The organism is Aneurinibacillus sp. UBA3580 (assembly GCF_002375825.1).
Taxonomy (GTDB): domain Bacteria; phylum Bacillota; class Bacilli; order Aneurinibacillales; family Aneurinibacillaceae; genus Aneurinibacillus; species Aneurinibacillus danicus.
The window spans coordinates 1-21,034 of record NZ_DFMZ01000031.1; the positions used below are offsets into that span (position 1 = coordinate 1).

At 46.9% G+C, this 21,034-nt stretch carries 22 protein-coding genes; 2 read left to right on the forward strand and 20 right to left on the reverse strand.

What is annotated here, in order from left to right; genetic code table 11:
* Positions 1-363: 363 nt before the first annotated feature.
* Complete coding sequence (locus B2899_RS05090; RefSeq protein WP_286884392.1) at positions 364-645, reverse strand: hypothetical protein; 282 nt, start codon at positions 643-645, stop codon at positions 364-366.
* A 95-nt stretch (positions 646-740) separates the two neighbouring features.
* Entirely contained in the window at positions 741-2,090 is a 1,350-nt protein-coding gene (locus B2899_RS05095; protein ID WP_170230220.1) for an APC family permease, read from the reverse strand.
* Positions 2,091-2,405: 315 nt separating this feature from the next.
* Here B2899_RS05095 and B2899_RS05100 point away from each other — a divergent pair, with 315 nt between their 5' ends.
* Positions 2,406-3,008 carry a TetR/AcrR family transcriptional regulator gene (locus B2899_RS05100; protein WP_286884393.1) on the forward strand — a complete coding sequence of 201 codons (603 nt, stop codon included), beginning with the start codon at positions 2,406-2,408 and terminating at the stop codon, positions 3,006-3,008.
* Complete coding sequence (locus B2899_RS05105) at positions 3,005-3,430, forward strand: DUF5367 family protein (protein WP_146809804.1); 426 nt, start codon at positions 3,005-3,007, stop codon at positions 3,428-3,430. The genes B2899_RS05100 and B2899_RS05105 overlap by 4 nt, the downstream gene beginning before the upstream one ends.
* Positions 3,431-3,455: 25 nt before the next feature.
* On the opposite strand, the gene B2899_RS05110 is transcribed toward B2899_RS05105, so the two are convergent.
* The 18 genes from B2899_RS05110 to B2899_RS05195 form a co-directional block, all read right to left on the reverse strand.
* On the reverse strand, positions 3,456-4,103 hold the full coding sequence (locus B2899_RS05110) for an amino acid ABC transporter permease (RefSeq protein WP_146809803.1): 648 nt from the start codon (positions 4,101-4,103) through the stop codon (positions 3,456-3,458).
* Positions 4,104-4,132: 29 nt separating this feature from the next.
* Complete coding sequence (locus tag B2899_RS05115) at positions 4,133-4,789, reverse strand: amino acid ABC transporter permease (RefSeq protein WP_146809802.1); 657 nt, start codon at positions 4,787-4,789, stop codon at positions 4,133-4,135.
* 184 nt (positions 4,790-4,973) lie between these two features.
* Positions 4,974-5,828: an ABC transporter substrate-binding protein gene (locus B2899_RS05120; protein WP_146809801.1), complete on the reverse strand. Its 855-nt coding sequence runs from the start codon at positions 5,826-5,828 to the stop codon at positions 4,974-4,976.
* 26 nt (positions 5,829-5,854) lie between these two features.
* Complete coding sequence (locus B2899_RS05125; RefSeq protein WP_349679041.1) at positions 5,855-6,583, reverse strand: amino acid ABC transporter ATP-binding protein; 729 nt, start codon at positions 6,581-6,583, stop codon at positions 5,855-5,857.
* Between the two features lie 231 nt (positions 6,584-6,814).
* Positions 6,815-7,456 (reverse strand): ABC transporter permease, encoded by a 642-nt coding sequence (locus B2899_RS05130; RefSeq protein WP_146809799.1) that lies wholly within the window; start codon positions 7,454-7,456, stop codon positions 6,815-6,817.
* A 4-nt stretch (positions 7,457-7,460) separates the two neighbouring features.
* Complete coding sequence (locus B2899_RS05135; RefSeq protein ID WP_146809798.1) at positions 7,461-8,351, reverse strand: glycine betaine ABC transporter substrate-binding protein; 891 nt, start codon at positions 8,349-8,351, stop codon at positions 7,461-7,463.
* Positions 8,352-8,371: 20 nt separating this feature from the next.
* On the reverse strand, positions 8,372-9,028 hold the full coding sequence (locus B2899_RS05140) for an ABC transporter permease (RefSeq protein ID WP_146809797.1): 657 nt from the start codon (positions 9,026-9,028) through the stop codon (positions 8,372-8,374).
* Positions 9,029-9,031: 3 nt separating this feature from the next.
* Positions 9,032-10,165 carry an ABC transporter ATP-binding protein gene (locus B2899_RS05145; protein WP_146809796.1) on the reverse strand — a complete coding sequence of 378 codons (1,134 nt, stop codon included), beginning with the start codon at positions 10,163-10,165 and terminating at the stop codon, positions 9,032-9,034.
* A 209-nt stretch (positions 10,166-10,374) separates the two neighbouring features.
* Positions 10,375-11,898, reverse strand: coding sequence for a histidine ammonia-lyase (gene hutH, locus B2899_RS05150; RefSeq protein ID WP_286884394.1), 1,524 nt, complete (start codon positions 11,896-11,898; stop codon positions 10,375-10,377).
* Positions 11,899-12,030: 132 nt separating this feature from the next.
* A complete protein-coding gene (gene hutP, locus B2899_RS05155) occupies positions 12,031-12,489 on the reverse strand; it encodes a hut operon transcriptional regulator HutP (protein WP_146809794.1) in 459 nt (152 codons plus the stop codon).
* A 158-nt stretch (positions 12,490-12,647) separates the two neighbouring features.
* Entirely contained in the window at positions 12,648-14,117 is a 1,470-nt protein-coding gene (locus B2899_RS05160; protein ID WP_286884395.1) for an efflux RND transporter periplasmic adaptor subunit, read from the reverse strand.
* A 27-nt stretch (positions 14,118-14,144) separates the two neighbouring features.
* Positions 14,145-15,671 (reverse strand): DHA2 family efflux MFS transporter permease subunit, encoded by a 1,527-nt coding sequence (locus B2899_RS05165; RefSeq protein WP_246147286.1) that lies wholly within the window; start codon positions 15,669-15,671, stop codon positions 14,145-14,147.
* Positions 15,672-15,686: 15 nt separating this feature from the next.
* Positions 15,687-16,340, reverse strand: coding sequence for an HlyD family efflux transporter periplasmic adaptor subunit (locus B2899_RS05170; RefSeq protein ID WP_146809791.1), 654 nt, complete (start codon positions 16,338-16,340; stop codon positions 15,687-15,689).
* 34 nt (positions 16,341-16,374) lie between these two features.
* Positions 16,375-16,833, reverse strand: coding sequence for a MarR family winged helix-turn-helix transcriptional regulator (locus B2899_RS05175; protein ID WP_146809790.1), 459 nt, complete (start codon positions 16,831-16,833; stop codon positions 16,375-16,377).
* Between the two features lie 191 nt (positions 16,834-17,024).
* Positions 17,025-17,756: a glycerophosphodiester phosphodiesterase gene (locus B2899_RS05180; RefSeq protein ID WP_286884396.1), complete on the reverse strand. Its 732-nt coding sequence runs from the start codon at positions 17,754-17,756 to the stop codon at positions 17,025-17,027.
* An 83-nt stretch (positions 17,757-17,839) separates the two neighbouring features.
* A complete protein-coding gene (locus B2899_RS05185) occupies positions 17,840-19,156 on the reverse strand; it encodes an ABC transporter substrate-binding protein (protein ID WP_286884397.1) in 1,317 nt (438 codons plus the stop codon).
* Between the two features lie 67 nt (positions 19,157-19,223).
* Entirely contained in the window at positions 19,224-20,018 is a 795-nt protein-coding gene (locus tag B2899_RS05190; protein ID WP_286884405.1) for a carbohydrate ABC transporter permease, read from the reverse strand.
* A gap of 57 nt (positions 20,019-20,075) precedes the next feature.
* Entirely contained in the window at positions 20,076-20,987 is a 912-nt protein-coding gene (locus B2899_RS05195; RefSeq protein ID WP_286884406.1) for a carbohydrate ABC transporter permease, read from the reverse strand.
* Positions 20,988-21,034 lie beyond the last annotated feature (47 nt).

Genomic DNA, 21,034 nt, shown 5'->3' on the forward strand with positions numbered 1-21,034 from the left:
AATTGAAACGAAATTGTTTCGGGTCCCATAAAAGCATTCACTACACTTTTATGGGTTGTTTTACTCGCACACATCGAGTGGTACTGTTCAGTTTTCAAGGAACTTCTTTTTTGTATATCGCCATGTCTCAGCGGCGACTTTTATATCTTATCAAACTCGAATCTTTTTGTCAATAACTTTTTGTTGCCTTTTGATTCGATATTGCTTTGACAGCAACTTTTATATTGTATCAAATTCATTAACTTTGTACAATACTTTGTTTTTGTCGCAGCAACGAAATTAAATTTATCATATCTTAAATATAAAAGTCAATAAAAAAATGACCGCTTTTTTCGCGATCATTTTTTACACTTCATTTCTACATTATTTTATATTTCCTTGTGTTTGAACTTGTTGAGCCTGAGCCAAGCGTTCACGTGCCTCTGTCAGTTGCTCGGCTGACTCGGCTACCGCCCTTTCGTTCTCGCTTGTCTGCGCCTGCGCAATAGCGCGTTCGGCTTGTTCAATTGCATTCTCTGCTCCTTCAAGCGTCTGCGACGTCGGATGCGACTGCATTTGCGCAGTTGCATTTTTGGCATTTCTTACCGCATTCTGTGCCTGGGAAATCGGATTTTGCGTCTGCATGGTGGATTGCTGGTCACGCATGGTCGTCTCCTCCTGCTCATATCTTAATGTTCTTCCTTAATATGAGCTTCTGCTCTTCCGCTTATCCATTCCATCCTTTATACAGTTTAACCCAACTATCCTGCCGCCTTGACCGTCTCTTTCCGGTTTCTTGCCCGCCCGCGTTGGAGCATAAAATAAACCGGCAATCCCGCTAGCGTTATACCAATCGCCAAAAGACTATCCTGCGGATTGTCAAAGATTGTGCTTATTACAACGAAGCCAGATCCGATAATGGCGACAATCGGAATAAGCGGATACAGCGGTACGCTATACACACGCTTTACGTCCCGATTCCGTTTACGCAAAATAAACACCGCAAAAAATGCCTGAATATAGAACAGATATACGGAAAAAATCGCGATTTCCGACAGACGATCCGGATTGCTGATAATCATCATAACAACGGCAAATACGATTTGCAGTGTCGTCGCGTATACCGGAGTACCAAACTTATCATGTACTCTCGATAAAAGACCGGAACCCGGCAACTGTTCACGCTCTGCCATCGCGTACGGCACACGGGGAAACGTTAGAATTTTGCCGTTTAGGCAGCCGAAAATTGAAACCAGGATACCGATGCTAATTAGTTTACCGCCAATATCACCGAACAAAACAGAAGCTGCGGTTCCCGCCGCATTTTCCCCTAACGCTACAACTTTATCAGCCGGAAGCACTTGCAGAAGCGCCACATTCACCAGCAAATAAATGGCTGTCACAAGCGAAAGGCCCGTAATAATGGCGCGCGGCAAAAGCTTGGCCGGATTTTTCATTTCGCCTGCTACAAAACCAACCAACATCCATCCGTCATACGCCCACAAAGTGGCCAAAACGGCAGCTCCTAAACTCACTTCTGTACTAGAAATCCCGCTGCCGATACCCAGTACTTCGTTGTTTCCCTTCCAAATGCCAAACACAATAATTAAAGCAATAGGAATCAGCTTACCGACTGTAGATAACGTCTGTACAATGCCCCCGTACTTCGTACCGATACTATTGATTATGCCCAGAAATACGACGGATCCGATTCCGAGCCATAGCTTCCACTGTCCTTCTAATGAGAATAAATTGGCCAGCAATGAACCAAAATACAATCCGAGCGCGCCAATAATCGCTGGCCCATAAATAATCGTCTGTACCCAGCCGCTTAAATACCCCCATACCTTGCCATACACTTCTTCCAAATATACATACAAACCACCTGTTTTAGGAATCTGAGAACTGACCTCTGCAATGGTGAGTCCGCCCGCCAATGTAATAATGCCGCCCAGTATCCAGGCCCAGAGCGCCATGGTCGAATCGCCTGCATACTCTATGACCTTGCCTGGTTTCATAAATACACCGGAGCCTATAACAGTTCCGATTACAAGCGACATCGCGACCGTAAAGCCAATTTCCTTTTTAAGTTTATTTTCTGTCATCCCCATAATTTTGTTCACCCCACAGGAACACGTGTCTTTCTATAGAATACAAAAACATCATACCACCCTTTTCGGGAATATCTATTTTTCAATTAATTAAAATTATTTTTCTGTAAACTTTTCTTTTAATTCTAACTTTATTTAACGTAATGTGGAAAAAGGCGTGCGCCTTTTTCTCCCCTGGCTCTCATTTCCTCTGTCCCTCTCCTTCTTTCTTCATGATTTTCATAAAAAATGAGTAATTTACAGAGCTTTTCCTTTGTTATACAATAAATTCAAGTTAGTTATTTAAATAACTTAGTATAGAGGTGAAAAAATACTATGGCAAAACCAAATGTCGTATCCAAACGAGACCTGCTGGACTCCGCCAAAACATGCATTGTGGAACAAGGCATGGATAAACTGACGCTCAAAGCCGTGGCGGAGGGTGCCGGTGTAACCCAGGGCACAGTGTATTATCATTTCCGTACGAAAGAGCAGCTCTTGTTCGAAATTGTTAAAGATCTATGCGAATCTTCATGGGAGCAGGTTGAAAACAACGATGCACCCCGTCATCAAAAACTGCAAGAGGCATTAAAAGGAGCACACAAACGATGTACGTCTGATTTGTTTTATCATCAACTCTTCTTCTCTTTACTGGCTTACAGTTTCCAACACGAGAAAACGAAAGAACAGCTAAACAACCTGCTCTCTTTTGAGAATGAAACCTTGTCCAGACAGCTTGCATCATTATGGGGCACCTCCCCTGTAGAGGGTGTATCCTTTGACACATGGGGCATCCTGCTAAATGCACTTGTCGACGGACTGGCTATTCAGGCGTTGCTGTCCGATTCATTTCCTGCTGATAAGGTATACAGCGAATTGGAATCGCTCCTTACATACCGGGCAACCAAAAACAAAGAAGAGGAGTGCGAGAAAAAATGAAAAAATTCTCCTTTACCATCTTATGGGCTTTATTCATATGGGCAGGCGCTACATTATTTTTTGTTTTATTCGGCCAACAGGTGCTTATCGAACCTTCATCCAAAGGCTTTTGGCTTGTTCTGTTTCTTCTTGAAGCCGGTACAGCGGTGCTTCTATACATTCTCACCATGCTTTATATCCGGTTTGACCAATCATCGAATGCCGCCATTACATTCGCCATTTGCGGTACGGTCACCGGGCTGTTCCTTGATACTTTTTCTATTTCCAATCATTCATTTCTTTTTGCAGGTTTTTCTAACGGCCAGGTTATTGCTTTCACAGCCTGGATGTCCTTCGCCTATGCATTATATATAGCTATTCCCCTGCTTATTCACTATAGAAGAAGAATATTGAAACAACAAAAAACGAGGCGGCACGGATAGGTAATCCGACCCCTCGTTTTTACGTTTACCGAGAATGCTCCAGCCTTCGTGCAATCACGGACAGGCTGAAATTCACCACAAAATACATAACGGCAATTAGCAGTAGAATCGGAATTACATACGTAATTTTCGTGTTGTAAATAACCTGACCGTTATGCATTAATTCCGGCAGAGCGATGATAATCGCAAGCGACGTATCCTTCAATAAAGAAATGAACTGGCTCACAATCGGCGGAACCATACGACGCAACGCCTGCGGAAGGATAATATAGCGCAGCGTCTGCGTATAATTCAGCCCCGACGCACGGGCAGCCTCGATCTGTCCCTTATCCACCGACATCAAGCCGCTGCGGACAATCTCGGAAATCATCGCAGATTCGAAGATTGTCAGCGCCGCCACCGCCGCGCTGAACACTTCGAGCTTAATACCCACGTCGCGCAAAGCGAAATACACAAAGAAAATAATCAGCAGCAGCGGCAGATTTCGAATCATTTCCACCCATACAAACATGACTTGCGACAATACCGGGATTTTTGTATACCGTATAATCGCAATGATAATTCCGAACACAAAAGACAAAAGAATCGCCAACGCCGCCACTTCAAGCGTCACCAGAAAACCTTCCAATAAATATTTTATATTCGGCCAGCTATACGCCCCGGCAAAATCCATACGCTACACTCCCTTCTTCCCCTGACTGTTTATGCATGCTTCAAACGGCGCTCGAGCCAATTCACCAGGATGGATAAAGGCACAGTAATTGTTAAATAAAAAACCGCAACCAGAATGTATGTCTCAAATGTGTTAAATGTATTTGAAGATACAATATCTGCATGGTACATTAAATCCATTCCTGCAATGACGCCCAGAATGGACGAGTTTTTCACAAGGTTAATAAACTGGTTGCCGAGCGGCGGAATCACAATCTTAAATGCTTGCGGCAGAATTACATACCACATGGCCTGAATATAGGTCAATCCCGATGCACGGGCCGCTTCCATCTGCCCTTTCGGTATGGAATTAATGCCGGCCCGAATTGCTTCGGAAATAAATGCGGCCGTATACACCGTAAGGCCAAGCGTCCCCGCGGTAAAAGAGTCAATCTGAACGCCGAGTGACGGGAGACCAAAATAAAAGAAAAACACTTGTATTAACAGCGGGGTATTGCGAATGAATTCAATGTAGGAGCGGCCGAGGATAACAAGGATACGAAGCGGTGAAATGCAAAAAATGGCAATGACGGTCCCCAGCGCAAGGCTTGTGATCAGAGAAATCAAACTGATTTTCAATGTCGTAATCAGTCCGCTCATGTACTCGCTGTTATATTCCGTCCAAATCTCAAGTATTGTCTGCAGCATAGGCTTTGTAACCCCTTCTTTCAGATAAGAAAAACCCGCAGGCGCTGCCGCTCATCCTTTTTCCACACAGAAGACAAGCGGCCGCTTTGTGGCCCTTCGGTCGGCACACGCCTCACAAGTTTTTCCTCGATTATTAATGGAAGAAAAGGGCCTGCGGCCACTGCGCCGTCAGGCCCTTTCCCACTTATTTTTTCGGTGGCTTCTCGCCAAACCACTTTTCGTAAATCTTGTCGTATTCACCGGAAGATTTCAGTTCGGAAAGCGTCTCATTTACCGCTTTCAGCATTTCCGCGTCGCCTTTACGCACCGCAATTCCGTACGGCTCATCCGTAAAGAGACCTCCTACGAGCTTGAAGTTCGGGTCTTCTTTCTGCATACCGAGCAGAATGGAGTTGTCAGTCGTCAGCACATCACCCTTCTTAGATTTCAGGGCTGTAAATGCTTCTGCATAGTTCTCATATTCCGTCACTTTCGCTTCCGGAGCTTTCTCGCGAATGTTTTTTGCGGAAGTGGATCCTTTTACGGCAATGACAGTCTTGCCGTTCAGGTCCTGTACGCCGGTAATCGGAGAATCATTCGGCACAAGCAAGGACTGCCCGGCTTCAAAATAAACCTCAGAGAAATCGACTTGCTTTTTGCGCTCTTCCGTAATTGTCATCGTAGCGATAATCGCATCGATGTCTCCATTATCCAGCATTGGAATGCGTGTTTTCGAAGTTACCTCTTTCAATTCGATTTTTGTCTCATCGCCCATTATTTTCTTGGCTACCGCTTTTGCAATATCAATATCGAAACCTTTCACCTGACCATCAGCCGGATCTTTCTTTCCGAAAAGGTTCGTGTCATATTTTACGCCCACAATCAACTTGCCGCGCTCTTTCGCTGCTGCTACGGCACTTTTCTCAGCGCTGCCGCCTTGGGCCGGCGCTCCCTCGCCCGCACCCGCAGGCTTATCCACTTCCTTGCCGCCGCATGCGGCAAGCATCACAGCCATCACCAGCATAAGCACAACACTGAAAACCGACACTTTTTTCTTCATTTGTTTACCCCCTTTTATTTTTAAAATTAATGGTTCAGGAGACGGCTCAAGAAGGTTCGGGCCCTCTCTTCCTTCGGATTCTCGAAGAATGCTTTCGGCTCGCTCACTTCTACAATTTGTCCCTGATCCATAAACACCACACGATCAGCCACTTCTCTGGCAAATCCCATCTCATGGGTAACGACAACCATCGTCATTCCCTCCCGTGCCAGGCTTTTCATAACTTCCAACACTTCTCCAATCATCTCAGGATCAAGCGCAGATGTCGGCTCGTCAAATAACATAATCTTCGGCTGCATGGCAAGGCCCCTGGCAATCGCCACCCGCTGCTGTTGGCCGCCGGAAAGCGCGCTCGGATATGCATCCGCCTTATGCGTCAGACCAACCTTCTCCAGATAATACCGCGCTGTCTTCTCGGCTTCCGCACGCGCAACTTTGCGTACCTTGATAGGAGCCAGGGTAATGTTCTCCAGCACGGTCATGTGCGGATACAAATTAAAATGCTGAAACACCATGCCAATCTCCTGGCGCAAAACATTCAAATTCGTTTTCCGGTCATGGACATTTATTTTATCGACAATCAACTCACCGCTTGAAATTTTCTCCAGATGGTTAATACAGCGGAGCAACGTCGACTTTCCGGAACCTGAAGGTCCTATAATGACCACAACTTCCCCCTCGGAAATCGTTAAATTAATATTCTGCAGCACATGGAAATTGCCATAGTATTTATCTACTTGGCGAAACTCGATCACTATGTACCTCCATAAAATCTTGGTTTTATTTCCTATACTTCCTTGATAATACTATAATTGATTGATAATTGTAAATATTTTATTTATAAAAAAATTCAATTATTAAATATCTATAATTAATAAAGGATTAATAAAAAATATTTACCTTAATTGATTTGTAAATAAAGAAAGAGCTGCGCATACTGCACGCAACTCGTAGAGGAGCATTTATACTGTATCTTTGTACTGCCATTACTCAACACTCGCTCGTTTCTGCACTATACCCAGCAGGAAGTCAGCAATAATTGCAAGCAATGCCGCGAGAATGGCGCTTGAGTAAATTCTAATGGGATCACGTAAATTGATACCTGAATAAATTTCTTTCCCAAGTCCTTCTCCACCAATAAATGGAGCAAGGGTAGCAACTCCTATGGCAATGACAGCTGCAATTCGAATTCCTGCTACGATAAACGACAAAGATAGCGGGATTTGAACCTTTGTCAGTAATTGAAATGCCGTCATACCAACACCCCTTCCCGCCTCTATTGCCCCTTTATCCACTTCCTTAAGTCCAACATACGTGTTTCGTATAATGGGTAGCAGTGAATAGAGAAACAGACCAATTACAACAGAAGTAAAGCCAATACCAAAAAAGACCATCAGAACCGCTAACATCGCAAGACTTGGAAATACTTGAATTAAGTTTGCAACTGCTAAAATCACGGGTGCTGTCTTTTCTTTTCTGGCTGCAAGAATACCCAGAGGAATACCGACGACAAGAGCCAGCACCAGTCCTGTAAACACCATGACTATATGTTGAAAAGTTAAAGCCAGCAGTGTATCCCAATTGTTTTGAAGATATCTCAGAACATCATTAAAAGTAATGTCGCTCATTGTTTCACCTCCGCTTTAAAAGACCCTGCTTTTCCAGAAATTCTTTCGCAACATCCTTAGGATCACGTTTTTTAAGATCGACTTCCGCATTCAGCATTCGAATCGTATCCAAATCGATTTTGCCGATTAATGGCTTTAATGCCGGTTCGATTTCCGGATATTGTTTTAACGTCTCCTTCAGCACAATGGGTGACGCCAGATACGGCGGGAAGAACTTCCTGTCATCCTCCAATGTCACAAGGTTGAATTCTTCAATCCGCGGGTCCGATGAATAGGCAAGAACAATGTCCACGTCTTTACTCTGCACAGCCGTATACACAAGATTGATTTCCATCGGATTCAATTGTCCGAATGTAAGCCCGTATGTTTTAGAAAATGCATCATAACCATCGTCTTTACGCTCTAACCATGCAGTATCTACGCCCAGTTTCATGTCTTGAGAAATCCCTTTGAGGTCGGAAATTTTCTTCAAATTGTACTTTTCCGCCACATCTTTCCGTACTGTAAACGCATATGTATTTTCAAACCCTAAGGGGTCCATCCATGTAATCCCATAGTGCTTATCAAACCCTTTTTTGGCCTGTTCTAACACGTTTTGCGGATCTTTTGAAGGTTTAACCGGAAACCAACCGTTAAAAATTTCTCCTGTATATGCCGTACCCATCTGTATCTCATTTTCTTTTATTGCATTAATAACAAAAGGACTTGATAAAAGATCAGTTTTTACATCAACATTAATATCGCTCCGGTCTTCAATCAGATACTTGTACATATAGCCTAAAATTTTAGTTTCAGTAAACGTCTGAGTTCCGACTGTAACTGACTTGCCCTGCGTACAGCCTCCAAGGAGGAGCAGTAAGGAGAGAAAGGCAGCCACAAGCGTTATTTTTTTCATTTGATAGCAACCCCCCAGTGTTAGGCAAAGTTATTTTTAGAGTGTTGTCGTTTTGTAACCATTTTCTCAAAGAGGGCAAGTACAAAATCAACTACCAGGGCCAGTACCATCGCCAGGACAGCCGACGCGAAGATCAATGGTTTGTCATAAACAGCCAATCCCCCGACAATAAGTTCTCCCAGCCCTCCTGCACCGATTACCGTAGCCAGTGTTGCCCAACTGATAATGTAAACCGTAGTTAAGCGTATACCTGACATAATGTAACGAACAGCGATAGGTAATTCAATTTTAAATAATCTCTGGCTGGGACTATACCCTACTGCCTTTGCCGCTTCAATAATCCCCGGATCAATTGACTGAAATCCGGAATAGGTGTTCCGTAAAATCGGCAGCAAAGAGTATAAAAAAAGCGTAATAACCGCAGGCGTCGTTCCAATACCTATAAGAGGAATGAGAATAGCCAGCAGCGCCAGACTCGGAATCGTCTGGAAAATGTTTGTAATGGTAAATGACAATGTCCGAACCCACCCAGACGATGTTTTAGCCAGGTAAACCCCTAGAGGAATAGCAACAAGGCACCCCAACAGCATCGCACCTACAGAAAGCATAATGTGCTCAAGCAAGGCGTTATAAAGATCTGACCACCGCTCAATAAAAACTAACATATACCGTTCCATCTCTTACACCCCAATCCCAGGCGAAGGATAAACTTCTGACATATGCCCGACAAGGCTCCCTCTTGTTATTACACCAAGTAAAGTGCCCCCCTCATTTACAACCGGTACATACGCGAGTTTGTTCTCATCTACAATTTCAATGACTTGCGTTAGCATGGTGTCCGGTCCCACTACGTAAGCAAATGGACGAAGAATATCACCAACCCGCTTCGTTTCATCTTTATATTGGCTCAATACATCATAAATGGTGATATATCCTTGCAATTTATCACCTTCATCAATAACAATTAACGTGTCAACTTTCCTGCTCTCCATAATCTTAATGGATGCAGCCAGTCCGCGAGTCGGGTAAGTAGTAACTGGTTTTCTAATCATTACTTCTTCGGCAGTCGGGATTTCCTGTACTTGCTTAAGACGTTTTGTACCGATAAATTCTTTAACAAAATCGTTAGCCGGATGCCGTAAAATTTCTTCGGGCGAACCCTGTTGAACGACGGTACCGTCTTTCATCAACACGATTTTGTCAGCAATTTTCAAAGCCTCGTCCATATCATGGGTAACAAAAACAATCGTCTTTTTAATGTCTTTTTGCAAACGGATAAGCTCATCTTGCAGTTGTTCGCGGCTAATCGGATCAAGTGCACTAAACGGTTCATCCATTAAGATAACAGAAGGTTCCGCTGCCAATGCCCTGGCTACTCCAACGCGCTGCTGTTGTCCACCGCTAAGCTCTGACGGGTACCGCTCGCGGTATGTTTCCGGCTCCAGTCCAACAAGGTTCAGCAACTCATCCACTCGTTTATCCATCCGTTCTTTATCCCATTTAAGCAACCTGGGAACAACCTGGATATTTTCAGCAATCGTCATATGCGGAAAGAGCCCTACACTTTGAATAACATATCCAATGCCTCTTCTTAACTCAACGGGATCGATAGCAGAAACATCTTTACCGTTAACCAATACTTTTCCTGAAGTAGGATTAATCAAACGATTAATCAATTTCATTGTCGTAGTTTTTCCGCAGCCGCTTGGGCCAATAAAAACAGTGATTTCGCCGCTCTTGCATTCTAGATTTACTCCTTTAAGAGCGACGTATCCATCGCTGTACCTTTTATGTACATTTTCGAATTTAATCATATAATTAAACCACCTTCTCCCTGGTTAATGAACGCTTCTTCTTAAATAAAATAAGCTATCTCTTATGTAATAAATACAAGGAAATAGCTTACATTAAGATATTTCCACCCCTCCTTCCTGTTGAAACCGGTATTTCCTTCCATAAAAAAACGGAGCAGCAGCGCTCCGGTTATACTTCGACGTATATTTCATCATTGAAGTGGGGATAGTCAGCTTACTTCTTTAAAAAATGGCTTTCCCGTCACCGCCGATACAGGCGTCCGAGTCAAAAACTCTGCTACGGATTTGATATCTTTGGCGAATACCCTGTCTTCTGCCAGCGGTGCCGTTACCTGACGCGCCATCACATGGAATTGTTTCGTTTTAGCGGCCATTTTCTCAACCCCCTGATAGTCCGCCGCCTGCAGCGCGCAAATAAGTTCGATGGATAGGACGTTCCGGCAATTTTGTACGATTTTGTATGCATGGCGTGCAGCAATCGTCCCCATGCTGACATGGTCTTCCTGATTGGCGGAGGACGGAATCGAGTCAACGCTGGCCGGATGTGCGAGCGTCTTGTTCTCGGAAACAAGTGATGCGGCACAATATTGAAGAATCATTGCCCCGGACTGCAGACCCGGCTGCGGACTTAAGAAAGCAGGTAACCCACTTAACTGCGGATTCACCATCCGCTCAATCCGGCGTTCCGAGATGTTCGCCAGCTCTGCTATGGCAATCTTCAGGAAATCCATGGCCAGCGCAATCGGCTGTCCGTGAAAGTTCCCTCCTGAGATGACTTTGTCGCCATCGTCAAAAATCAACGGATTATCAGTTGCAGCATTCATCTCAATCTCCAGCTTTTCCTTCACATAGCCCAGTGCCTGCCACGAAGCACCATGCACCTGCGGGATACAGCGCAATGAATATGCATCCTGTACGCGAAGCTGGCCCTGTCTGGTAGTAAGCTGGCTATCGCTCAAATAGTCGCGCATCCTCTTTGCCACCGCAACCTGCTCCGGATAGCCGCGCGCGATATGCACCTCTTCCGCAAATGCGTCCGTAATCCCGCGCAAGCCCTCCATTGTTACTGCAGCAATAAGCTCTGCCTGGTATGCGAGCTGTTCGGCTTCCAGATATGTGACTACACCCATGGCAGTCATTGCCTGTGTTCCATTAATCAGCGCCAGGCCTTCTTTTGCCGTGAGGGTAAGCGGCTCGATGCCCTCCGCCCGCAGTGCGGTTATAGCCGGAACAACTTGCCCTTTATAGAAAACTTCGCCTTCCCCCACCAGCGCAAGCGCCAGATGCGACAGCGGAGCTAAGTCGCCGCTGGCACCAAGCGAGCCCTGCCGGGGAATAACGGGATGAATTCGACAGTTTACCAGTGCGAAGAGGCATTCTATCACTTCCCGGCGAACGCCTGAGTACCCTTTGAGCAGCGCATTCGCCCGCAGCAGCATCATCGCCCGCGACACCGTCTCGGGAAACGGATCTCCCACGCCGCATGCATGGCTGCGGATTAAGTTAAGCTGTAGCTTCTCCACATCTTTTTGATCGATCAATACATCGCTGAGCTTGCCGAAGCCGGTATTGATACCGTAGACAACCTTGTTCTCCGCCACGATCTTCTCTACGGCGCGCCGGCTTTCCTCGACACGCTTCATGCTTTCGGCTGACGCTTCTACCTGCTCGTAATCATACAGGACGCTTTGCACCTGTGGTAATGTTAAAGAATGACCATTCAATGTAACCATATGTTGCACTCTCCTTCTTCCAGGCAAACAAAAAGGGGACTACACATGCTCAAATAAAGCGGCATAGACCGCCTTGCTTAAGCAATATGTAGCCCCCTGTCATCTGTTCGCTATGGGCTGATTATTAGACATTCAAATATGATTGATTCCAAGACCCATTGTCTCGTGTTCCAGGCCGCGCACCGGCGCGCCGATCGTGCCATACAGCGCCACGGCAATCCATTCGCCTTCATGTTCGCTGTCGTATGGCCTGCCACGTACGATGGCGAAGTTCAGACCAACCGTACGAAGCACGGTACCCAACTGGACCTGCCCCCGCGTCACACCTTGCATCGCTTCAATAATGGCGTGATAAAGCGCGTGCGTCTCCCTGTAATGAGAACCGTTGATAATCTGCTCTTTCTTGGCGGCAGTTTCAATGGCGGCCACCACTTTGTGCGCATCCATTGAGCCTACTTTCCCTTTGCAAAACTGATATCCTAACTTCTCTGCCTGCGCAAAAGGAAAAGACGCCGCTTCAACCTCGTCTTCTTCCAGCAAAGCCAACTGCATCGCCAGCTTGCCGATACGGTGTTCAATTCGCAAAGACACGTGTGTACCACTCGCTATCTGTAGCTGACTTCCATTTCACTTCTATTACCAATATATAAATCCGTCAGAAAATAGTCAACATTTTCTCATCTAATTCCACGGTTTCGGAAAGGAAAAGGAGAATCGGCAGCATGCGGTACACGATTCTCCTCCCTCTCCTATTGTCTGACTTCCACTTTGGCATGATCGAACAGCAATGCTACGTTGTTCGTAATGACACGGTCATTCTTTTTCAAACCGCTCGTAATCAATGCCTCCGCACCCTGTTCGCCGCCTTCTTTCACTTCCACACGCTTCGCTTCGCTGCCCTCAAGTACATATACATACGTATGGCCCTTCTCTTTTACAACTGCTGAAGCCGGAATGACAATACCACGGCGAGCATCAGGCGCCAGAATACGTACTTCTGCCAGCATGCCCGATTTCAATTTCAAATCCGGATTCGGCACGGTGATCTGTACCGGGTATCCTTTTCCTTTTTCATCAAGCGGGCTAACGCTTTTCACCGTTCCGGTCGTTACATAATCGAACGCCGCCGCTTTCACCTGCACCTGACTGCCCGGCTGCACATTATTAACCTGATCCGCCGGCAGGTATGTCAGTACGGTTACGCTGTTCAGATTAGCCACGACAAGGACCGGAGCCTGGGCGGATACCATCTCGCCAATCTCCGCATTCTTGGCGCCGATAATGCCATCTATCGGAGAGACAACCGTAGCGTCGTTTAGTGCATCGCGTGCGATCTCTGCTCCTACCTGAGCTTGCTTCAACGCCTGGCGGCTTGCCTCGATGGCTGCCGTGCTCTGCGCTACCTCAATTTGTTTCTGTGCATTCGCATATCCACCGCTCGCATTCTGATAGCTGGAAGATGCAGTATCATAGCCTTTCTGCGCGGTAGCAAGCGCCTTTTTGGCCGCGGCCAGTTTCTCGCGTGCATTCGTGCGAGCGATTTCCGCGCTGCGGTAAGCCGCCTTTGCGTTTACGAGAGCTGTCTCCGCCTGATCAAGCTGCACCTGGGAAGCCGCCCCTTGTTCAAACAACTGCTTCATCCGGTCACGATTCACCGTAGCGTCCCGCAGCGCCTGCTGCGCTTTATCGAAAGACGTATCGGCGTCCTCCACCGCATGGGCGGTTTGCTCAAGCGCACTTTGTGCCTGCGTAATGGCCCCTTGAGCCTGAATCATGCTATTCTTGGCCTGCAGCATGCCGCTCTTCGATTGCACGGCTCCGCCGGTTGCCTGGATAACGCCTGATTCACGGGCCATTTCCGCCGTACGTATGCCCGCCTGCGCCGCCGATACTGCGGCTTCCGCTTTCACTACGGCATTCTTCAAATCTTTATCTTCCAGCCTAAACAGCACCTGTCCTTTTTTCACCCGCATACCGACTTCTACGGGCATTTCTGCAATTTTCCCCGGAATTTTCGGTACAATATTAACCTTTTGGTCCGGCATTACTGTTCCGGTATATACTTTACCGCCAAGTGCGCCTTCCTGCGCCTGGGCTGTTCGGACAAAAACCGGCGCTTCTGGGCCGGTGGCTTCTTTTGCGCTTGTCGTACAGCCGGCCAGCGCAAAGGCTCCCAGCAGTAGATAGACGACCGCTTTCGTTCGCTTTGCTTTTCTCATCTTTTTTCCCTTTCTTTCTCTTAACCTCTATTTCGCCTGCACTTGTGCCTGCGGCGCTTTCTTTTTCTGCTTAAACAAGAATACGAGCGGAATGGTAATAAACAGCGGAATGGCGGAAATCACAAACGTATCCGCAATGGCCCATGTTAAAGCCTCCCGCTGAATCACGCCCCCAAGTGTAGTGATCGCGCTTGTCCCAAGTATACTTTGAAAATATTGCATGCCCTGGTCGGTCACGGACTCGCTGATATGCTGCGCATGCAGCGCGGCCCGCTGCTGCATAATCGCGGTCAATACGGCAATGCCAAACGACCCAGCCACCTGCCGGATAAGGTTGGAGAGCGAGGACGCATTTCCAACCTGCTGCGGCGCTACGGCATTCATGCCTGCAGTAGATAACGGCATCATACAGAGACCGATGCCGATACCACGAATCGCAAGAACCGTCTCCAGCCACCCGAACGACGTATCGACCGTCAAACGGTGCAGCTCATACGTCATGACACTCATTAACGTAAGGCCCGTAAGCCCAAGCGGAATGACGCCCACCTTGTCAAACAGGCGGCCTGCCACCGGCATCATCACCGCCATTGCAACCGCCTGCGGAATTAGGATGATACCGGTATCGATCGCCGATACACCCTGGATGTTCTGAAGAAAAATCGGCGTCAAAAATACCCCGCCAAAAAGTCCGACCGTAACCAGACTTGCAGAAATGACGCTTAACGTATAAGTAAAATTTTTAAATAAGCTTAAATCAATGATTGGATGTTCCTTGCCTGTCTCCACCCAAAGCAAAAATACAAACGACCAGAAAGAGATGAACAGCAGGGCTACGATTTCAAACGAGGTCCAGCCTTTCGACTGTCCATTGCTCAACGCATACAGAAGGGTTCCCGCCGAAACAGCAGCCAGCACGAAGCCCCATGTATCGAACTCTCTACCCTCTATTCTTTCCGTCTCTTTCAGCAGCACCGATACGAGCACAATTGCAAGCAGCGCCACCGGAATGTTGATAATAAACAAAAAACGCCAGTTAAACCACTCGATTAAATACCCGCTCAGCGTCGGTCCGACAGCCGGCGCCACCATGGCCGAAATCCCCCACAATCCGAGCGCCATCCCAATTTGCTCGCGCGGCATAATCTTGTAAATAATCGACATGCTTATTGGCATAATGACACCGCCGCCCAATCCGGCGATAATGCGCGCGACAATCAAAGACGTGTCGCTCCAGGCCACAGCGCAAAGCAACGTACCTGCCGTAAATACGCTAAGTGAAATAATAAAAAACTTCTTATAGCCAAGCCGATCTCCCATATACCCGCTAATCGGAATGATAACGCCGGAAGCCAGCATATATCCGGTCAATACCCATTGAATCCGGTCAGTCGTCGAACCGAATACATTCGTCAGCTTGGGAATCGCCACATTGATTAGACTGTTGTTCAAGATGGCGACAAAAGCTCCGACGATGACGGCGATTAACGCAAGCCAGCGATAGCCCGGCGTTTCGGCGGGAGGAGCGGCGGAAGCAGTTGCGGAAGCACTCACATCCATTCCTCCCCGCTATGTAATATGGACTTTAACTTCCACGTTCGTGCCCGGGATCAATTCCATATCTTTCGGTTTGTTGATGGTGATTTCAACCGGGATTCGCTGAGTTACCTTATTGAAGTTACCACTGGTATTGGTTGCCGGTATAAGGGAAAATGTAGAGTTCGAAGCTTTTCCGATTTTTCTCACCTTGCCTGTAATCGTTTTTCCGTTTAGGGCATCCAGCGTGACATCCACAGTTTGACCCGGGTGGATTTTGGAAATATCTGTTTCTTCGATGTTTGCGGATACGTACAGGTGGTTCATATCCATCATCATCGCTACCGGCTGACCGGGTGTGCCCATCTCATGTTCTTTCGTATAAATTTTTACGACTGTACCGTCGATAGGAGCACGCAATACAGAACGGCTGACCATGCTTGGATCCATATTAGCGGGATCTTGTTCTGCGATGGCATCGTTTTGCCTCAAAATATCTCCTTCTTCGACATGAATCCGCATTATTTCCCCGGCAATTTGCGGCATAATTCGATATTGGTCACCTTGAATCCGCGCATCTTCTGTTTTAACGTAATGCGCATCCTGGTACCAGTAGTAGTAACCAATGCCCCCTCCGCTGATGATCATTGCCGAAAGAAGAATCCATAATATTTTCTTTCGATTCATTCTTCTCCCTCTTTCTCTCTTTAACTTTCTCTATCTAAATATTTCGTGTTTGAATTTTCTTCTCTTCCAATCTCTCTTTCAAATGATCGGCTAACAATTGCAACGACCGTACGATAGTTTGCGCTTCTTCTTCATTCATGCCCGAAAACATACCGTCGAAATAGTTATCTTGCAGGACGGGCACTGCTTTACGAACGTCATCGAATTTCTCCCCGAAGTTGACCCAAACGACACGGCGATCTTGCTCATCCCTAATGCGTCGAACGTATCCGTTTTCCTCAAGCCGATCTACAATACCTGAAACTGTGCTATTGGAAAGCCCCACCTGTTTACTGATATCTGATATTCGCTGCGGTTCATGTTTGAGGCAACGAAGCACAAGAAGCTGCGGACCTGTAATATTGAAAGCAGCAAGCTCACTGGCCAACAATTCAAAGAAGGTATGATTAATCTGCCGTATAAGAAGACGAATCTGCCTGGATGCGTTCTGCATAGCTCTCTCCTTTCTGTATAAAATGTTTCTCCTCCTAATATTTCGTATACGAAATATCTAAAATAGATTATAGCAGGAGAACAAAAACTTACAAGACAAAAGTTGCTGCCCAATTGAAAAATAAAAAGCCCTGCTTACAAAACAGAGCTTAGGGCTTTTCATCCTACTTACAATTTCTGATAGCAGTATCATTATGCTTCTTTCTTCGTCAATCCAAGCATACGATCCGGATAGTTCGTACAAATCTGCAGTTCAGGATGAAGGTCCATTACCCGGCGAATGTGTTCCGGGTCGTCTATGGTCCAGGCAATCATCGTATAGCCTTGCTCAATCATTTCTTTTACAAAGTCCTGCGTCAAATACGGATAAGGAATGGATAGAACAGATGCACCGGTCTCTGCCATTTGTTCATGCAGTAACGTCGACTTTCCCCCAAAAATTAATCCTTTTGTCAGCGAAGGCGCAAGCCTATGCACCCGCTTCACTGCATCGTGGTCGAATGACGTGATATATACCTCATTCTCCATTCCGTATTTGTATACCAGCTCTACCACTTTTTCTTCAAGCCCCGGGTACATGTCGCCTGCCGTTTTTAATTCAATGTTAAGCAGAACTTTGCCGCGTACCTCCGCCAGCACTTCCTCTAACGAAGGAATTCTCTCATCTGTGAACGCTGAACCGAACCATGAGCCGGCATCAAATCGCTTTAATTCTTCCAACGTATAGTCTTTTACCGTACCGTCTGCCTTTACCGTTCTTCCCAATGTAAAATCATGCATTAAGACAGGTATACCGTCTTTTGAAAGCTGTACATCGATTTCCATTCCGCGAATTTCGGAATGCTGCAGTACCAAACGAACAGCCGCCATCGTGTTTTCCGGAGCCCGGCCGGACCAGCCCCGATGAGCCATGCAAAGATTCATTGTTCTATCCTCCCGTTTCCTTAAAATATAAACCGGGAGAAAATATAGTCCTCCCGGTCATCAATTATGCCGTTCTCTTACGTTTATTTCCTCAATATTTTCTCCGCTTTCTTCTCGATTGCCGCCATCGCCTCATCTGCCGTAGCCTGGCCAAGCATTGCGCGCTGGAGCTCACCCATAATGACTTCCTGCAGTTCATTATAACCCGGCGCCATCGGACGCGCTTTTGCGTACTCGAGTTGATTGACTGCCACTTTCAAGTTCGGTCTTTCTTTATATACATCCTGCATTTGCTTGGATTCTACAGCTTCTGTCGTAACCGGCATGTACCCGGAAGCGAGCGACCAATCGATTGTTTGCGGCGTGTCAGTCATCCATTTTATGAATTCCCATGCGGCTTTTTTCTCTTCATCAGAAGATTTCGCCAGCATCACCAGGTTCGCGCCGCCGGTCGGTGCGCCATATGTTTTTCCGGCCGGCAGAAACGCCGTCCCCACATCGAATGTGGCGCTCGATTCAAGCATTTTCAAATCGCCGGTCGATGTAAAAATCATGCCGACCCGTTTGTTCAGAAAATCCTGCTTCGCCACATCCCATGCGTTATATTTCTCGCCCGGAGGGTTTTTCATGATGCCTTCCTTCACCATGCTGCTCCATAGATTCAGCGGCGCTTTGCCCGCCTCGTTATTGATGGCAAGCTGCTTGCCGTCTTCGCTCAGAATACTTCCGCCGTTTTGAAAAACAAGCGCTTCATAGAACCAGATATCAATCGGTGTAGAGAAACCGTATGTTTGCGTTTTGCCGCCTTCTTTTTTCGTCAGCTTGCGCGAGTATTCGATCAGCTCATCCCACGTTTTCGGGCCGGCCGGGTCGAGTCCGGCTTCTTTCAGCATATCACGGTTTACGTACAGAAGCGGAGTCGAGCGGTTAAACGGAACGGCATACAGCTTGTCTTTCCAGTATGAGTTGCCCATCAGGCCCGGAATGTATTTTTTCTCCATATCTTTTGCGTACTGTCCCAAGTCTTCAAGTACTTTCGCATCCGCGAACGTGCCTACAACACCCGCTTCCACCATCGTCACGTCAGGCTGGTTGCCTGCACTTACAGCAGACAGTACTTTCGCATGGTTCTGGTAGTAATCGCCCTGATATGCCGGTTTTACAACAATATCTTTGTGTGTTTCGTTAAATTTCTTTACCATTTCTTCAATTTTTTTGCCGTTATTTCCGCCAAGCGCATACCAGAAGTCGATTTCTACCGGTTTGCCGTTCCCGGCTCCGGCCGACTTGTCCCTTTCCGCCGCTTCGCCTGTTTTGGAAGCGGATTGGCTGGAACATCCCGCCACAAGCAGCGACACACTCAACAACACCATCAGAAAAATACCGGTCCACCTTTGCATGTCTGATTTCCCTCCTGGATTTCTTTATAATTTTATTAGGAACAGAGGTCCTATAAAACATCCAATACTATTTGGATTGATATACAAATGCATTGATGATATGCCGCTGCGCGAAAAAGAAGATAATAAGAATCGGGATGATAAGAATCATGTTTCCGGCCATAATAATATGCCAGAACACATCCCCTTCGTTCGACTTCATCATCGCTATTCCGAGCGGAAGCGTGCGCACTTGTTCATCATTCGTCATAATAAGCGGCCAGAAATAGTCATTCCAGTGATAAATAAAACTGAACAACCCGAATGTAACAAGCACCGGTTTGGCCATCGGGGCCATTACAGTCCACATAATTCTCCACTCGCTTGTATTATCCAGCCGGGCCGCTTCAATGACTTCATCCGGTACTTGCATGAACGCCTGCCGCAGCAGGAAGATACCGAATGCGCTCGCCCCATAAGGTAGAATGAGTGACCAGAGCGTATTTACCAGGCTCCATTCGCTCATAAACACATAAATCGGCAGAAAAATCACCTGGGGCGGAATCATTAAAGCCACCAGCGTTAATCCGAACAGCACGTTTCGTCCTTTGAATTTATATCTTGCAAACGCATAGGCGGCAGGTACGACTGTCAACACCTGCAGCACCAGAATGGCCGCGGCCACAATCAGACTGTTGACGAGATATGTGAGAAACGGACCCGAATTCCAGGCAGCCGCAAAGTTTTCAATCTGCCATTTCTCCGGCAGAAGTGCCGGGGGGAAGCGAAACACCTCCGGCATCGTTTTGAAGGCGGTTAGCGCCATCCACAGGAACGGGAAGGCGAAAATCAGCACCACCGCCAGCAGAGCCAGCCATTCCATCGTTTTGAATATATATAATCGAAGCAAATACACCGTAGCTTCTCCTTTCTTCCGGCATTAACGGTAATGCACCCGCCGGGACATGAACGCAAAGTGAGTGAGCGTCAGCAGACCGACCAGTGCCAGCAGGAGAACGGAAGCGGCGGAAGCAAGCCCTCCGTTGAAGAAATCCATCCCCTGTTCATAGATATAGTAGACGAGCATGTTGGTGCTGTTCACCGGCCCTCCCTGCGTCATAATGGCAATCGTATCGAACACTTGAAAAGAAGAAATCGTGTTGATGACCAATAAAAAGAAAATCGTGGGTGACAGCATGGGAACTGTAATTCTGTATAACGTCTTAAGACGGGGGGAGCGATCCAGCTCTGCCGCCTCATAAATATCGCGCGGAATGCTCTGCAAACCGGCGATAAATACAATCGTGTTATAGCCGACTACTTTCCATACGCTGACCAGCACAAGGGACAAGAGCGCGCTTTTCGTATCGCTAAGCCACTCATATGCGGGCAAGCCTATCGCTTCTAGTCCCGCATTCAGCAATCCGTACTGCGGGTCCATCATCCACATCCACAGCATAGACACGGATACGAGCGAGATAATATGCGGGCTGAAAATCGTCCCCTGGATTATGCCGTAGATTTTTGCTTTCCGGTTCAGCCACAGTGCCAGGAGGAATGCAAGTCCGATGCCCAGCGCTACCGTCAGTACCGTAAAGACAGTCGTGTTTACTATCACCTGATGGAAATCTTGTTCCTGAAACAGATCGGTGAAATTGGCAAACCCGACCCACTCTTTTTCTTCCAGATTCAAAAGTGACCAATCATGAAAGCTAAGATAAATTACGTATCCGATCGGATAGAAAAAAAATACGATAAAAAACAGAAGTGCAGGCGCTACATACGCATAAGGGCGAAGCTTCTCCCAGCGTTCCACCAGTGAATACGGCCGGGGTTCCACCTGCGTATGCATCGGCTCGAAAATTTCCGCTTCCGACTTCGCTACCGCTTCGTTTCGCA